The sequence below is a fragment of the Ornithinimicrobium cavernae genome (assembly GCF_003121625.1).
GTDB lineage: Bacteria > Actinomycetota > Actinomycetes > Actinomycetales > Dermatophilaceae > Ornithinicoccus > Ornithinicoccus cavernae.
Genome location: NZ_QDDJ01000019.1, coordinates 70,199 through 83,226, shown reverse-complemented (window position 1 = coordinate 83,226; position 13,028 = coordinate 70,199). Strand labels below are relative to the sequence as shown.

At 72.7% G+C, this 13,028-nt stretch carries 13 protein-coding genes; 4 read left to right on the top strand and 9 right to left on the bottom strand.

Going from position 1 to position 13,028, the window contains the following annotated elements:
* The first annotated feature begins 26 nt into the window (after positions 1-26).
* From DA085_RS19170 to DA085_RS19160, 3 genes are all read left to right on the top strand, one after another.
* Positions 27-944 (top strand): AEC family transporter, encoded by a 918-nt coding sequence (locus tag DA085_RS19170; protein WP_109474596.1) that lies wholly within the window; start codon positions 27-29, stop codon positions 942-944.
* A gap of 152 nt (positions 945-1,096) precedes the next feature.
* A complete protein-coding gene (locus DA085_RS19165; protein ID WP_109474595.1) occupies positions 1,097-1,333 on the top strand; it encodes a putative acetyltransferase in 237 nt (78 codons plus the stop codon).
* A 128-nt stretch (positions 1,334-1,461) separates the two neighbouring features.
* Positions 1,462-1,893 carry a hypothetical protein gene (locus DA085_RS19160; protein WP_109474594.1) on the top strand — a complete coding sequence of 144 codons (432 nt, stop codon included), beginning with the start codon at positions 1,462-1,464 and terminating at the stop codon, positions 1,891-1,893.
* Positions 1,894-1,974: 81 nt separating this feature from the next.
* Here DA085_RS19160 and DA085_RS19155 read toward each other — a convergent pair whose 3' ends face one another.
* From DA085_RS19155 to DA085_RS19140, 4 genes are all read right to left on the bottom strand, one after another.
* Positions 1,975-2,304, bottom strand: coding sequence for a rhodanese-like domain-containing protein (locus DA085_RS19155; protein WP_109474593.1), 330 nt, complete (start codon positions 2,302-2,304; stop codon positions 1,975-1,977).
* 102 nt (positions 2,305-2,406) lie between these two features.
* Positions 2,407-3,267 (bottom strand): Fpg/Nei family DNA glycosylase, encoded by an 861-nt coding sequence (locus DA085_RS19150; protein ID WP_109474592.1) that lies wholly within the window; start codon positions 3,265-3,267, stop codon positions 2,407-2,409.
* Positions 3,260-4,405: an App1 family protein gene (locus DA085_RS19145; RefSeq protein ID WP_109474591.1), complete on the bottom strand. Its 1,146-nt coding sequence runs from the start codon at positions 4,403-4,405 to the stop codon at positions 3,260-3,262. The genes DA085_RS19150 and DA085_RS19145 overlap by 8 nt, the downstream gene beginning before the upstream one ends.
* Positions 4,406-4,466: 61 nt before the next feature.
* Positions 4,467-4,814 carry a UBP-type zinc finger domain-containing protein gene (locus tag DA085_RS19140; RefSeq protein WP_109474590.1) on the bottom strand — a complete coding sequence of 116 codons (348 nt, stop codon included), beginning with the start codon at positions 4,812-4,814 and terminating at the stop codon, positions 4,467-4,469.
* A gap of 66 nt (positions 4,815-4,880) precedes the next feature.
* Here DA085_RS19140 and DA085_RS19135 point away from each other — a divergent pair, with 66 nt between their 5' ends.
* A complete protein-coding gene (locus DA085_RS19135; protein WP_237565616.1) occupies positions 4,881-5,972 on the top strand; it encodes an NAD(P)-binding domain-containing protein in 1,092 nt (363 codons plus the stop codon).
* A gap of 1 nt (position 5,973) precedes the next feature.
* Here the strand turns inward: DA085_RS19135 and DA085_RS19130 are convergent, their stop codons facing one another.
* From DA085_RS19130 to DA085_RS19110, 5 genes are all read right to left on the bottom strand, one after another.
* On the bottom strand, positions 5,974-8,160 hold the full coding sequence (locus tag DA085_RS19130; RefSeq protein ID WP_109474589.1) for a thiamine pyrophosphate-dependent enzyme: 2,187 nt from the start codon (positions 8,158-8,160) through the stop codon (positions 5,974-5,976).
* Between the two features lie 61 nt (positions 8,161-8,221).
* Entirely contained in the window at positions 8,222-9,757 is a 1,536-nt protein-coding gene (gene amaB / locus DA085_RS19125; RefSeq protein ID WP_109474588.1) for an L-piperidine-6-carboxylate dehydrogenase, read from the bottom strand.
* A 19-nt stretch (positions 9,758-9,776) separates the two neighbouring features.
* The gene (locus DA085_RS19120) at positions 9,777-10,943 is read right to left on the bottom strand and encodes an NAD(P)/FAD-dependent oxidoreductase (RefSeq protein ID WP_109474587.1); all 1,167 of its coding nucleotides are present in this window, start codon (positions 10,941-10,943) and stop codon (positions 9,777-9,779) included.
* A complete protein-coding gene (locus tag DA085_RS19115) occupies positions 10,940-11,737 on the bottom strand; it encodes an SDR family NAD(P)-dependent oxidoreductase (RefSeq protein ID WP_109474586.1) in 798 nt (265 codons plus the stop codon). Before DA085_RS19115 ends, DA085_RS19120 begins: the two co-directional genes overlap by 4 nt.
* Positions 11,734-13,011 carry an NAD(P)/FAD-dependent oxidoreductase gene (locus DA085_RS19110; protein ID WP_161958571.1) on the bottom strand — a complete coding sequence of 426 codons (1,278 nt, stop codon included), beginning with the start codon at positions 13,009-13,011 and terminating at the stop codon, positions 11,734-11,736. The genes DA085_RS19115 and DA085_RS19110 overlap by 4 nt, the downstream gene beginning before the upstream one ends.
* Between the last annotated feature and the right edge of the window lie 17 nt (positions 13,012-13,028).

Sequence of the window (13,028 nt, the reverse complement as noted above, 5' to 3'; positions counted from 1 at the left end):
CGGACCGATGAAGCAGAGTTCCTCCCGTGGAACTCGTGGTGACGGCCATCGTGCCGATCGTGCTGCTGCTGGCCCTCGGTTGGACGCTGCGCCACCGCCTGCTCACCGACGCGGGCTTCTGGCAGGGACTGGAGTGGACCAGCTACTACGTGTTCATGCCCGCCCTGTTCATCAGCTCGATCACCGGAGCGGACCTCTCCGCCGTCTCGCCGGGACCGCTGCTCGCCAGTCTCGTCGCGCCGGTGCTCGCCGTGGCCACCATCGTGGTCGTGCTGCGCCGGCCGCTCCACGCGGACGGGCCGGCGCTGACCTCGCTGGTCCAGGGAAGCATCCGCTTCAACACCTACCTCGGCCTGGTGCTCGCCGCGGCCCTGCACGGTCGGGAGGGCATCGCGACCTTCGCCCTCGCCGCCGCCCTGATGGTGCCCCTGGTCAACGTGCTCAGCGTGAGCCTCCTCGCCGTCCACGGCGACCGCGGTGCGCATCGCCCGCGCCTCTGGCGGGAGCTGGCCGGCAACCCGCTCATCCTCAGCTGTGTCACGGCGCTCGTGCTCACCGCGCTCGACATCCCCCTGCCCGGCCCGCTCGGCACGACGGTCGACCTGCTGGCCGGGCCGGCCCTGGTGTGCGGCACGCTCGTCGCGGGGGCCGCCATCACACTGCGCGTCGACCGCCGCGACGTGCTGCACATCGTGGTGACCTCGCTCCTCAAGCTGGTGCTGCTACCCCTCGGCGCCGGGGCACTGGCCAGCACCCTGGGGATCTCCGGCGTGATGCTCGCCAGCATCGTGATCATCACCGCGATCCCGACCCCGCCGACGGCCTATGTGCTCGCCAGCCGGATGGGCGGCGACACCCGGTTGATGGCCTCCCTCACCGGGGCACAGACGGTGGTGGCCATGCTCTCCCTGCCCGTCATCGTCCCGCTCGCGACGAGTCTCTAGCCGCTCTCCCAGTCAGTGCCCGGTGGTTTCGCTCGCCGTTGATCCCCTTGTATGCCGGAGTCTCACCTGATTCGTAGAGGTCCAGATAATCTTCGATCGTCGGTCGATCACGGCCGATAGCCTTCTCTACCGGTTGTGACAGAGTGACCGATATGACGGCAGCGAGACTCCGGACACTCCCGCTCGGGAGCCGCGTGGTGGTGCGCTACCTGATCGAGGAGGGCGAGCGCGCGACCGACGCCCTGGGCGAGCTGGTCGAGCGCACCGAGGACCACGTGGTGGTCCGGACGCGACGCGGCACCGAGCGGGTCCCGCTGGCACAGGTGCTGCTGGCCAAGCCCGTGCCGCCTCCCCCTCCGAGGCGGAGCCGGGGTCCGGGCACGGGCTGAGGGCTGCACAGTCATCCGCAGGGATGACACGGATCATCCGTGCGGACGATGCCGCACTCCTCCCACCACCGGTTGAGTGTCACCAGCAGTTCCGTGACACACCATCCGCACACCCCTGGAGGAAAGCTATGTCCCGCTCAACCATCGTCCGTCGCGGCGTCGTCGGCGGAGTGGCCGCGTTCGCGGCCGTCGCCCTCGCCGCCGGCCCGGCCCTCGCGCACCACTGTTACGTCCCGATGTACTCGTTGAACGGCCCGACCTCAGCCAACTGGGAGGTCTACACCGCTGAGGACGGAGCAGCCCTGTTCTTCGGGTTCATGGCCGAGTGCGACGAGCAGGTCGACGCCGGCTACGACGCCCTGCGGGCCGAGGGCCTGCCCGTCGGCATCAAGATCAACGCCAAGATGACCATCGGTGACCCCAAGGGTGAGGAGCGGATCCCGAACCCCAACGGCGCCAACGGCAAGGGCCTGGAGTACTTCGGTGCCGGCTCCACCCTGGCCGACCAGATGATCGTCACGTGGGTCGGAGCCGCCGAGGAGGTCGACTGCGGAGCCTGACCACCCGGGCCGCCCCCGGCTCACCGACGATGTCGGTGCCGGGGGCGTGTCCGTGTCAGCGTGGGAAGGCAGCCACGCTGGTCAGATGACGGTCGGCTCGCTGCCGTCCTCGCTGCGCATCTGCTTGCCGGCGGCGGCCCAGGCGCGCATGCCGCCGTCGACGTTGACCACGTCGAAGCCCTGCTGGACCAGCCACTGGACCACGCGGCCCGACCGGCCGCCGCTGCGGCAGATGACCGGGACGGGCTCGTCGGTGGCTGGCAGCGCCCCCAGGTTCTCCGGGACGGTGCCCATCGGCACATGGATCGCGTTCGGTGCGTGTCCGGCGTGCCACTCGTTGTCCTCGCGGACGTCCACGACGACAGCGTCATCGGGCAGGTCGGACACGGAGATCAGTGGCGTCTGGCTCATGGGCCCATGGTCACACGACGCGCTCGGTCGGACGAAAACCCGGGCGACGATGCGCCCGGTCGGAGAAGAGCCCAGGCGACGACGCGGCCGGTCAGTGGCGGGTTACTTCAGCAGCCTCGACATCCGCCGGTCGGCCAGGGGCTTGCCCCCGGTCTGGCAGGTCGGGCAGTACTGCAGCGCCGAGTCGGCGAAGCTGACCTCGCGCACCGTGTCGCCGCAGACCGGGCAGGCCTCCCCGGTGCGTCCGTGGACGGCCATCCCCTTGCGCTTGGCGTCCTTGAGCTCCGCGGCCGGCTTGCCCGAGCTGTGCGCGACCGCAGCCTGCAGGATGTCCCGCAGTGCGGCATACAGCGTGTCGACCTGCTCCTCGGTGAGCTTGTCGGCGAGCGCGAAGGGCGACAACCTCGCCGCGTGGAGGATCTCGTCGGAGTAGGCGTTGCCGACGCCGGCGATCGTCCCCTGGCTGCGGAGCAGGCCCTTGATCTGGGTGCGCCTGCCCGCCAGGATCTGCCCGAAGACCTCGCGGGTGAAGCCCTCAGCCAGCGGGTCCGGCCCCAGGGAGGCGATGGCCGGCACGTCCGTGGGGTCGTCCACGACATAGGCGGCCAGCCCCTTCTTGGTGCCGGCCTCGGTCAGGTCGAAGCCGGAGTCGTCGTCCAGCCGCACCCGCAGCGCGATCGGCGACTTGCCCGGGCGGACACGGGTCTGCGGCATGGTCTCGGAGTAGCGCAGCCACCCGGCGCGGGCCAGGTGGAAGACCAGGTGGGTGCCGTCGACGTCGAGGTCGATGAACTTGCCGTGCCGGCTCGCCCCGTCGATCGGACGGCCGATCAGCGAGTCCGGCGGCGGGTTGAACGTCTTGAGGACCGCGATCGACCCCAGCTCGACGTCGGTCACGACCCGGCCGGTGACCCTGCCGTGCAGGAAGTCGACCAGCGCCTGCACCTCGGGCAGCTCAGGCATGCTCCACGCTCCGGGAACGCCGCCCGGTCAGCGACACCTTCGGGCGCAGCCGCTCGAGCTCGGCGCGGCTGCGGCTCAGGATGGTGTGCAGCATGAAACCGTCGGGCGCGCGCAGCATCGGCACACCGGAGTAGTCCTTGCCGAGCAGCTCGTCGTTGGCGATCGGCAGACCGTGGCTCAGCACCTGCTGGGCGGTGGTCAGCTGCCGGATCAGCACCGCCTCGATGGCGTCGGGGTGCTGCCGCGTGAAGTCACCGTAGATCGTCGGGTCGTGCTGCCCGTCGTCGCCGATGAGGATCCAGCGCATCCCCGGGAAGTCGCGCAGCAGCCGGTGCAGCTCGTTGATCTTGTGCTGCTGGCCGCTGCGGAACCAGCCGGTGTTGGTGGCTCCCCAGTCGGTCAGCAGGAGCGGACCCTCCGGGTAGTGGTGGCGGCGCAGGAAGCGGGTCAGCGTCGGGGCGGTGTTCCACGCACCCGTGGAGAGGTAGAAGACGGGGGTGCCGGGCCGCTCGGCGACCAGCGCGCGCAGCAACGGCGCCATCCCCGGCACGGGCTCGCGCGCCAGCTCGTCCCGGAAGAAGGTGTTCCACGCCGCGATGAGCAGGCGCGGGAGGTGGGTGACCATCACGGTGTCGTCGATGTCGCTGACCACGCCGGCGCCCACCGCGGGGTCCAGGATCCAGACCGGAGCCCGCACGGTGTCGCCGTTGTCGCTGCGGACCAGCGCCTCGTGCCAGCCGGGCCCCAGACCGTGCCCGCTCAGCTCGACGTCGAGGTAGCCGCCCCGGTCGACGGTGGCCTCCAGCGTGGCGTCCCCGAGCACCACCGTGACCGGCGCGCTGATCGCCGGGGCGGTGACGAAGTTGCGCCAGCCCCTGACCGCGCTCTGCAGCGCCTCGGCAGCCTGCTCCACCGCGTTGCCGCCGGCGGGCTCCGGGCCGATCTCGTCCTCGAAGGAGCCGGACTCCCGCGGGACCGCGCGGCTCAGCAGCACCCGCCCCAGGACCCTGGCCTTCTCGGCCGTGCCGTAGCCGGTATAGCCCGTCACCCGTTCCTGCCAGCCGCGGCGCCGGAGCACGGCCTCCACCCGCCCGAAGAAGGTGTCCTCGAGCACGGCAGCAATGTGCGGTCTCGCCATGGTGCAACCCTAGTGGTCGGTGCCGACCCCGGCCCCGCGACCGCCACCGGTGACGCGGTGCTCAGCGGTGGATGCGGTCCCGCCAGTCCTGCGGCACCGCGCCGGCAGGGCCGGGCACCGGCTGGTCGTCGGGGCGGGCCCCTGGGGGTGCCAGCTCCGGACCGTCGGTCATCTCCTGTGCCCCGTAGTCCCAGAACCAGTCCTCGCCCGGCTCGAAGCTCTGCACCAGTGGGTGCCCGGTCTGCCGGTAGTGCGCGGTCGCGTGCTGGCTGGGGGAGCTGTCACAGCAGCCGACGTGGCCGCACGCGGCGCACCGGCGCAGGTGCACCCACCACCCGCCGTCCTCCAGGCACTCGGCGCACCCGGTGCCGCTCGGTGGGGCCTCGGGATTGATCGTCGCCTCGGTCATCTGCCCAAACTACGCCGGTATGCCGACCCGCGCCTCTCCCCTGACGCGCCGGGTAGCGTGCCCACCGTGCACACCGTCGACGTCCTGGTCATCGGCGCCGGTCAGGCGGGCCTCTCGGCCGCCTTCCACCTCCAGCGGCGCGGATTCCGCCCGGCCGCGCCACGGCATACGGCAGGGGGTCCCGAGCCGACCTATCAGGTGCTCGACAACGAGCAGGGGCCCGGCGGGGCGTGGCGGCACCGCTGGCGCTCCCTGCGGATGGCGACGGTGAACGGCATCAGCGACCTGCCCGGCATCGCGGCGCCGGACGTCGACCCGTGCGAGCCCAGCTCGGAGTTCATCACCAGGTACTTCAGCGACTACGAGGACGAGCTGGACCTGGCGGTCCAGCGGCCCGTCCGGGTGCACCGGGTGTCCCGTGAGGACGACGACCCGCGCGGCAGGCTGCGGGTCGAGACCTCCGAGGGCACCTGGTCCGCACGCGCGATCATCAACGCGACCGGCACCTGGACCAAGCCGTTCTGGCCGCTCTACCCCGGCCAGGAGACCTTCGGCGGTCGACAGCTGCACGTGGCGGACTACGTCGCGGCCGAGGAGTTCCGGGACCTGCACGTCGCCGTCGTCGGGGGTGGCATCTCCGCGGTGCAGCTCCTCGAGGAGATCTCCCGTGTGACCTCCACGAGCTGGTTCACCCGCCGGGAACCGGTGTGGCGGGACACCCCCTTCGACGCGCGGGCCGGGCACGACGCCGTGGCGATGGTCGAGGAGCGGGTGGCCAGGGGGCTGCCGCCGCTGAGCGTCGTCTCGGTCACCGGGCTGCTGTGGACCCCCTCGCTCCGGGAGGCCGCCGCGCGCGGCGCGCTGGACCGCCGCCCGATGTTCACGGAGATCCTGCCCGAGGGCGTCCGCCTGGAGGACGGCAGCGTGCTGGACGTCGACGTGATCCTCTGGGCGACCGGCTTCCGGGCCGCCCTGGACCACCTGGCACCGTTGCGGCTGCGCGGCCCCGGTGGCGGCATCGCCATGGAGGGCACCCGGGTCGCCGACGAGCCGCGCGTGCACCTCGTCGGCTACGGCCCCTCGTCCTCGACGATCGGCGCCAACCGGGCCGGGCGGGCCGCGGTCAACGACCTGCTGCGGTTCCTCGACGGCACCTGAGCTAGAGGAGGTCCCGGGCAGCCTTCTCGATCGTCTCCTCCGACAGCAGCACTTGCAGTGCGGCGTCGCCCAGCGGGATGAAGCTGTCCTCGCTGGTCACGCGCGCGATCCGTCCGTCGAACCGGTGATCCACCAGCGCGGTGACCACGCCCTCCGAGACACCGCCGGTGCGCCGGGTCTCGTCCACCACGAGGACCCGCCCGGTCGCACCGGCCTCCCGCAGCAGGTCCTCCACCGGGAGCGGGCGGAGCCAGCGCAGGTCCACCACCCGCGTGCCGATCCCGTCCGCCTCCAGCCGCGCCGCCACCCGCAACGACATGGGCACGCCGTTGCCGAAGGTGAGGATCGTGAGGTCACCGCCCTCCCCGTAGGTGCGCGCCCGGCCGAGCAGCGGTTCCGACACCGTGCCGGGGGCCGGGTAGGGCGCGGCCCAGGCGCCGTCGCCCGGCTCGTGCAGGTCGGTGGTGTGGTAGAGCGCGATGGGCTCCAGGAAGACGCACGTCGACCCGTGGCTCCGCGCCGCGGTCAGGCAGGTGCGCATCATCGCCGCCGCGTCGTCCGGGCGGGACGGCGACGCGATCACCAACCCCGGGATGTCGAGCAGCACCCCGAGCGCGTTGTCGTTGTGGAAGTGCCCACCGAAGCCCTTCTGGTAGCCGTAGCCGGCCACCCGCACGACCATCGGGTTGGTGTACTGGCCGTTGGAGAAGAACGGCAGCGTCGCCGCCTCCCCCCGCAGCTGGTCCTCGGCGTTGTGCAGGTAGGCGAGGTACTGGATCTCCGGGACCGGCAGCAGCCCGGAGACCCCGGCGCCCAGGGCGATGCCGAGGATCGACTGCTCGTCCAGCACCGTGTCGAACACCCGCGCCCGGCCGAGCCGTCGCTGCAGGGTCCGGGTCACGCCGTAGACCCCGCCCTTGCGGCCGACGTCCTCCCCGAAGACCAGCAGGCCCGGGTCGGTCGCCGCGCCCTCCAGCAGGGCGCGGTTGACGGCCTGGGCGAACGTCAGCGGTCCCTCGTCCTCCGGCAGGTGGTCGCCGAAGACCGCCCGCCGGGCGGGGCCGTCGGCGGGCCGCTCGGCGAGGGTGGCCACGCCCACGGGGTCCGGCCCGGCCAGGGGCTCCATCACCTGCGCCGCCGTCTCCAGCTTCGGCAGGGCGGTCACCTCCGCCGCCACCTCGCGCACCTGCTGCCGGACAGCCTCGTAGCGGTCCAGCACCTCGGCCGGTGAGAGTACGTCCGCGCCGACCAGCAGCCGGGCCGTCGCGAGCACCGGGTCCCGGCCCATCTCCGCGGCGACATCAGCCGGCGACCGGTAGGCGGACTCCACGTCGGATCCCGCGTGGCCCATCAGGCGCACGGTGCGCAGGTGCAGGAAGGCGGGTCGGCGCCGGGTCCGCACGTAGCGCGCCGCCTCCCGGGAGACCCGGACCGCCTCGGCGAGGTCGGAGCCGTCGGCGCTGAAGTACTCCAGCCCGGGACGGTGCCCGTAGGCCGACTCCACCCAGCCCGCCGAGGTGCGGACGCTGATCCCGATCCCGTTGTCCTCGCAGACGAACAGCAGCGGCACGGGCAGCCCCTGGTAGGACGCCTGCACGGCGGCGTTGACCGCGCCCACCGCCGTCGAGTGGTTCGCCGAGGCGTCACCGAAGCTGCAGACCACCACCGAGTCGGAGGGCCACGGGCAGTCGACCCCCAGCTTGGCCGCCCGGGACACCGAGAAGGCCACGCCCAGCGCCCGCGGCAGGTGCGAGGCGATCGTCGAGGTCTGCGGGATCACCGCCAGGTCGTGGTGCCCGAACACCTTGTGCCGACCGCCGGAGATCGGCTCCGAGGCGGCGCCGACCAGCCCGAGCAGCACGTCGCGCACCGCATCGTGGCCGGGCACCTGCGCCGCCCGCTGCAGGTAGAACCCGCCCGAGCGGTAGTGCAGCAGCGCGGGGTCGCTCGGGCGCAGGGCGGCCGCGACCGCCGCGTTGCCCTCGTGACCCGAGGAGCCGATGGTGTAGAAGCCCTCACCCTGACCCCGCAGCCACCGGGCCGCGAGGTCGAGGTGCCTGCTGCGCAGCTGCGCGTCGAACAGCTGCAGCGCCCCAGCGGGTTCCAGCCACTCCGGGAGCGTGGCACCCGGTGCCCGGGCGAGCGCCTCGGCCTGCTCCAGGAAGAAGGTGTCGATCTGCTCGGTCACTGCGACCTCCGATGATCCGGACGGCGGGTGCCCAGCACGCCTGGTGTCGTCATGCGGCTGGTCATACCGAGAAGTCAACTCCCTGGGCCAGCGGCAGCTCGCCGGAGTAGTTGATGGTGTTGGTCGCCCGGCGCATGTAGGCGCGCCACGCGTCAGAGCCGGACTCGCGGCCGCCACCGGTCTCCTTCTCGCCACCGAAGGCGCCGCCGATCTCCGCGCCGGAGGTGCCGATGTTGATGTTGACGATGCCGCAGTCCGACCCCTCCGCCGAGAGGAAGATCTCGCTCTCGGCCTGGTCCCGGGTGAACAGCGACGACGACAGCCCCTGCGGCACGTCGTTGTTCAGGGCGATGGCCTCCTCGAAGCGGTCGTAGGACAGCACGTAGAGGATCGGGGCGAACGTCTCCCGGGTGACGATGTCGCTCTGGGCGGGCATCCGCACGACGGCGGGTCGCACGTAGTAGGCGTCCTCGGCGCCGTCCGCGAGGACCCGCTCACCGCCGACCACCACCGTGCCGCCCTCGGCCGTGGCCTGCTTCAGCGCAGCCTGCATGGCGTCGTGGGCGTCGCCGTGCACCAGCGGACCGACCAGTGTGCCGTCCTCGAGCGGGTTGCCGATCGGCAACCGGGCGTAGGCCTCGGTGAGGCGCTCGGTCAGCTCGTCGACGACCGAGGAGTGGGCGATGACGCGGCGCATCGTCGTGCACCGCTGGCCGGCTGTGCCCGCGGCGGCGAAGACGATGCCGCGCAGGGTCAGGTCGAGGTCGGCCGTCGGCGAGACGATCGCCGCGTTGTTGCCGCCGAGCTCGAGCAGGGAGCGTCCGAACCGGTTGGCCACACGGGGCCCGACGGCCCGGCCCATCCGGGTCGACCCGGTGGCGCTGACCAGCGCCACGCCGGTGTGGTCGACGAGCGCCTCGCCGACCTCCGGGCCACCGACGACCACCTGGCTGACGGCGGCCGGTGCACCGGCCTCCTCGAGGGCGCGCCCGAGCAGCGCCGCCGACGCGTGGGCGCACAGGGGTGCCTGCTCGGACGGCTTCCAGATCACGGTGTCACCGCAGACCAGGGCGATGGCGGTGTTCCACGACCAGACGGCCACGGGGAAGTTGAAGGCGCTGATCACCCCGACGACGCCCAGCGGGTGCCAGGTCTCCATCAGCCGGTGACCCGGACGCTCGGAGACCGACGTGCTCCCGTAGAGCTGGCGGGACAACCCGACGGCGAAGTCGCAGATGTCGATCATCTCCTGCACCTCGCCCTGCGCCTCGGAGGTGATCTTGCCGACCTCCAGGCTGACCAGCGTCCCGAGGTCTGCCTTGTGCTCGCGCAGCAGCTCGCCGAAGCGCTTGATCACGGCGCCGCGCTGCGGTGCCGGGACGGTGCGCCACTGCAGGAAGGCCTCGCGAGAGCGCTGGACGGCGGCGTCGATCTCGGTGGCCTCGCTCCACCGGACGCCGCCGAGGGACTCGCCGTTCACCGGGGACCGGTGCGGCCGGTCCCCGGACACGGCGGCCACGTCGACACCGCAGCGTCGGGCGGCCTCGTGGGCCAGCTGCTGCAGGGTCTGTGCCGAGGGGATCTGCGTGCGGGACATGGTGTCGCTCCTTGTGTGGTCAGACGATGTTGAGCTCGGGACGGACATCGGCGCGCTCGAACCGCGCCAGGTCCAGCGCGGTGACGTCGATGAAGGGTGTGCGGTCGAGATAGAGGTCGCGCATCACCTCCCCGACCGCCGGCCCCATCAGGAAGCCGTGGCCGGAGAAGCCGCACGCATAGAAGAAGCCGGGCACCTCGCGCGAGCGCCCGATGAGAGCGTTGTGGTCCGGGGTCATCTCGTACAGACCCGCCCAGCCGCTCTGGATCCCGACGTCGGCGACGGAGGGCATCCGGTGCACCATCGCCTCGGCGAGGCCCGGCAGCCACGCGCTGTCACGGCTGGTGTCGAAGCTCCAGGAGTCCTTGTCCTCGGACATGCCCACGAGCAGGCCCTGGCCCTCGTTGTGGAAGTAGAGGCTCGAGGAGAAGTCGATCGTGAACGGGGTGGCGGGATCCAGGTCGGGCACGGGCTCGGTGATGACGATCTGGCGGCGCAGCGGCTCGACCGGGAGGGGGACGTCGACCCAGGCGCCGACCTGCTTGGCCCACGCGCCGGCGGCGCACACGACCGAGGAGGTGGCGATCGTGCCGCCGGGGGTGAGGACGCCGCGGATGTCGGTGCCCTCGGTCTCGATCCCGGTGGCAGGAGTGCTGGTCAGGATCGTCACGCCCGCGGCCCGGGCGGCCCGCGCGTAGCCCTGCACGACCGACTCCGGGGTGCAGTGGCCGTCCCGCGGGGACCACAGCGCCGCCTGCAGCCCGTCGGTGTCGATCAGCGGCGAGAGCCGTTTCGCCTCCGCCACGGAGATCATCCGGCTGTCCACGCCCATGGCGTTCTGCAGCTCGGCGTTGCGGGTGAAGGTCTGCACGTGCTCGTCGTTGTCGAGCAGGAACAGGTAGCCGACCTGGTGCAGGTCGATCGGCTGAGCGAACTCCGGCTCGAACTGCTCGAAGGTGGCCAGGCTGTGCAGGCCGAGCGCGATGTTGATCTCGTCGGAGAAGACGGCACGCACCCCGCCGGCGGCGCGGGACGTGGACCCCTCGCCGAGGGCCCCCTTCTCGAGCAGCACGACGCGCTCCACCCCGGCGCGGGCCAGGTGGTAGGCGGTGCTGAGACCCATCACACCGCCGCCGATGATCACGACGTCGGCGCGGGCCGGGAGCTGACGGTTCTGGATGGTCACGAGTCTCTCCTGGGAGTTGTTGGGCCGGGCAGGGGGGTCGGCTCGGGCAGGTGGTCGGTGTGGGCACTCTGCCCACCGTCCACGACGAGGGTCTGACCGGTGAGGGTGAGGGGCGCCTCGAGCGCGAGCCAGACGGCGACCCCGGCGATCTCCTCCGGTTCGCTGGCCCGCCCCGCGGGGATCAGCCGGGCGACGGCCGCCGGGTCCGCGGAGTCCAGGTAGGGCGCCGCCATCGGCGTGCGGATCCACCCGGGCGCCACCACGTTGACGGCGATGCCCCGGCCGGCCAGCTCCACGGCCGCCGACCGGCTCAGCGCCACCAGGCCCGCCTTCGCGGCCTCGTACGCCGCGTAGCCGCCGCGGCTGACCAGGCTGGTGACGGAGCCGATGTGCACGATGCGACCTCCGCCCGCCAACCGGGGCGCGGCAGCCGCGGTGAGGACCATCGGTGCGACCAGGTTCGTGTCCAGCACCTCGCGGGCCACGCCGGGGTCGAGGTCGTCCAGGGGCGTCGCGGCATACCGGCCGAGCGTGGTGATCACGCCGGCCAGGGCGTCGTGGTGCTGCACGATGGCGGTCAGCGTCTCCTCCACCGCTCCGGGGTCCGTCGGGTCCGTCAGCTGGTGGGTGGTCAGGGTGCCGGCACCGCCGGACGCCGTGCCTGCGGCCAGCTGGTCCAGCTTCTCCGTCGACCGCCCCACCGCCGCCACCCGCACCCCGCGTGCGGTGAGGGCGGCGACGCAGGCCGTGCCGACCCCGCCGTAGGCACCGAGGACGACCACGGCGCCGGTCATCGCGACCACCCGCCGCGGGTGGGCGCGAGCGCGGCCAGCCGCGGGTCCGGACGCTCGTCGAGCAGGTCGGCGACGAGCACACCGGTGACCGGGGCCAGGGTGAGTCCGAGCATCGCGTGACCCGTGGCGAGGGTGATCCTCGGCTCCCCGGGCAGCCGGCCGATGAGCGGCAGCCCGTCGGGGGTGCACGGGCGGAAGCCGGACCAGATCCGCTGCACGGTCGCGGCGGACCAGGCCGGCAGTGCGTCGCCTCCCGAGCGCAGCACGGCGTCGACGCGGCGCCGGTTGATGGAGTCGTCGAAACCGGCGAACTCCATGGTGCCGGCCAGGCGGAGCCTGCCCTGCAGCGGCGTCACGGCGACCCGTGCCTCCTGGAGCATCAGGGGTCGCTGCAGGGGCGCCCGCTCACCTGCCGTCAGGTCGACCGTGTAGCCCTTGCCGGGTTGCAGGTCCAGGCGGGTCCCGAGCCGGCGGGCCAGCGGCCGCGACCAGGAGCCCGCGGCGACGACGACCTCGTCGGCGGCGAAGGTCCCCTGGGTCGTGCGCAACCGCACGTCACGGCTGCTGCTGTCGGCGTCGAGGACCTCGGCCCGGCCCACGAACCGGGTGCCGGCGCCCACTGCCCGGTCGGCCTCGGCCCGCACGTAGGCCGCCGGCTCACAGTGGGCCTCGTCGGGGAAGAGCACCCCACCGACGACGTCCTCGGCCAGGTGCGGCTCGGCCTCGCGGACCGCGTCCCGGTCCAGCACCTGGCAGGTCACGCCGTTCGTCAGGTGCTCGGCCGCCCCGGCGTGCCCGCGCGCCAGGCCCGCCTCGGTCCAGTAGGTGTCGAGCAGGCCGTCGCGACGGAAGCCGGTGTCGGCCTCGGCCGCGAGCTCCTCGTGCATCCCCAGACTCTGCAGGCACAGCTCGCGGGACAGGGACCGGCTCTCGGCGACCCGGGACGCCGACATGGCCAGCAGCCGGCCGAGGAACGGGACCAGCACCGGCTGCGGCCGCACGCCCAGGGGGCTGTCCGGACGGGTCATCCACCGGATCCCCTGGGCGACGTCGGCCGTGCTCGCCCACGGGCCGGCGTGGCTGGGGCAGAGCAGGCCGGCGTTGCCCCAGGAGGCCCCGGCCGCCCAGTCCGGCCCGCGGTCCAGCACGAGGACCGAGCGGCCGCGACGGGACAGCTCTGCCGCGGTCGCGGCACCGACCGCACCCGCGCCGACGACGATGACGTCGGCCCGGTCGCGGGGGGCAGCTCCCGCCCACTGCACGCGGCTCGTCACGATCCTGATCTCTCCCT

Coding starts and splice junctions, on each gene's coding strand:
- DA085_RS19145 (WP_109474591.1), bottom strand. CDS start 4,405: ATGGCGAGACCGCACATTGCTGCCGTGCTCGAGGACACCTTCTTCGGG.
- DA085_RS19160 (WP_109474594.1), top strand. CDS start 1,462: ATGTCCCGCTCAACCATCGTCCGTCGCGGCGTCGTCGGCGGAGTGGCC.
- DA085_RS19115 (WP_109474586.1), bottom strand. CDS start 11,737: ATGACCGGCGCCGTGGTCGTCCTCGGTGCCTACGGCGGGGTCGGCACG.
- DA085_RS19165 (WP_109474595.1), top strand. CDS start 1,097: ATGACGGCAGCGAGACTCCGGACACTCCCGCTCGGGAGCCGCGTGGTG.
- DA085_RS19140 (WP_109474590.1), bottom strand. CDS start 4,814: ATGACCGAGGCGACGATCAATCCCGAGGCCCCACCGAGCGGCACCGGG.
- amaB (WP_109474588.1), bottom strand. CDS start 9,757: ATGTCCCGCACGCAGATCCCCTCGGCACAGACCCTGCAGCAGCTGGCC.
- DA085_RS19150 (WP_109474592.1), bottom strand. CDS start 3,267: ATGCCTGAGCTGCCCGAGGTGCAGGCGCTGGTCGACTTCCTGCACGGC.
- DA085_RS19155 (WP_109474593.1), bottom strand. CDS start 2,304: ATGAGCCAGACGCCACTGATCTCCGTGTCCGACCTGCCCGATGACGCT.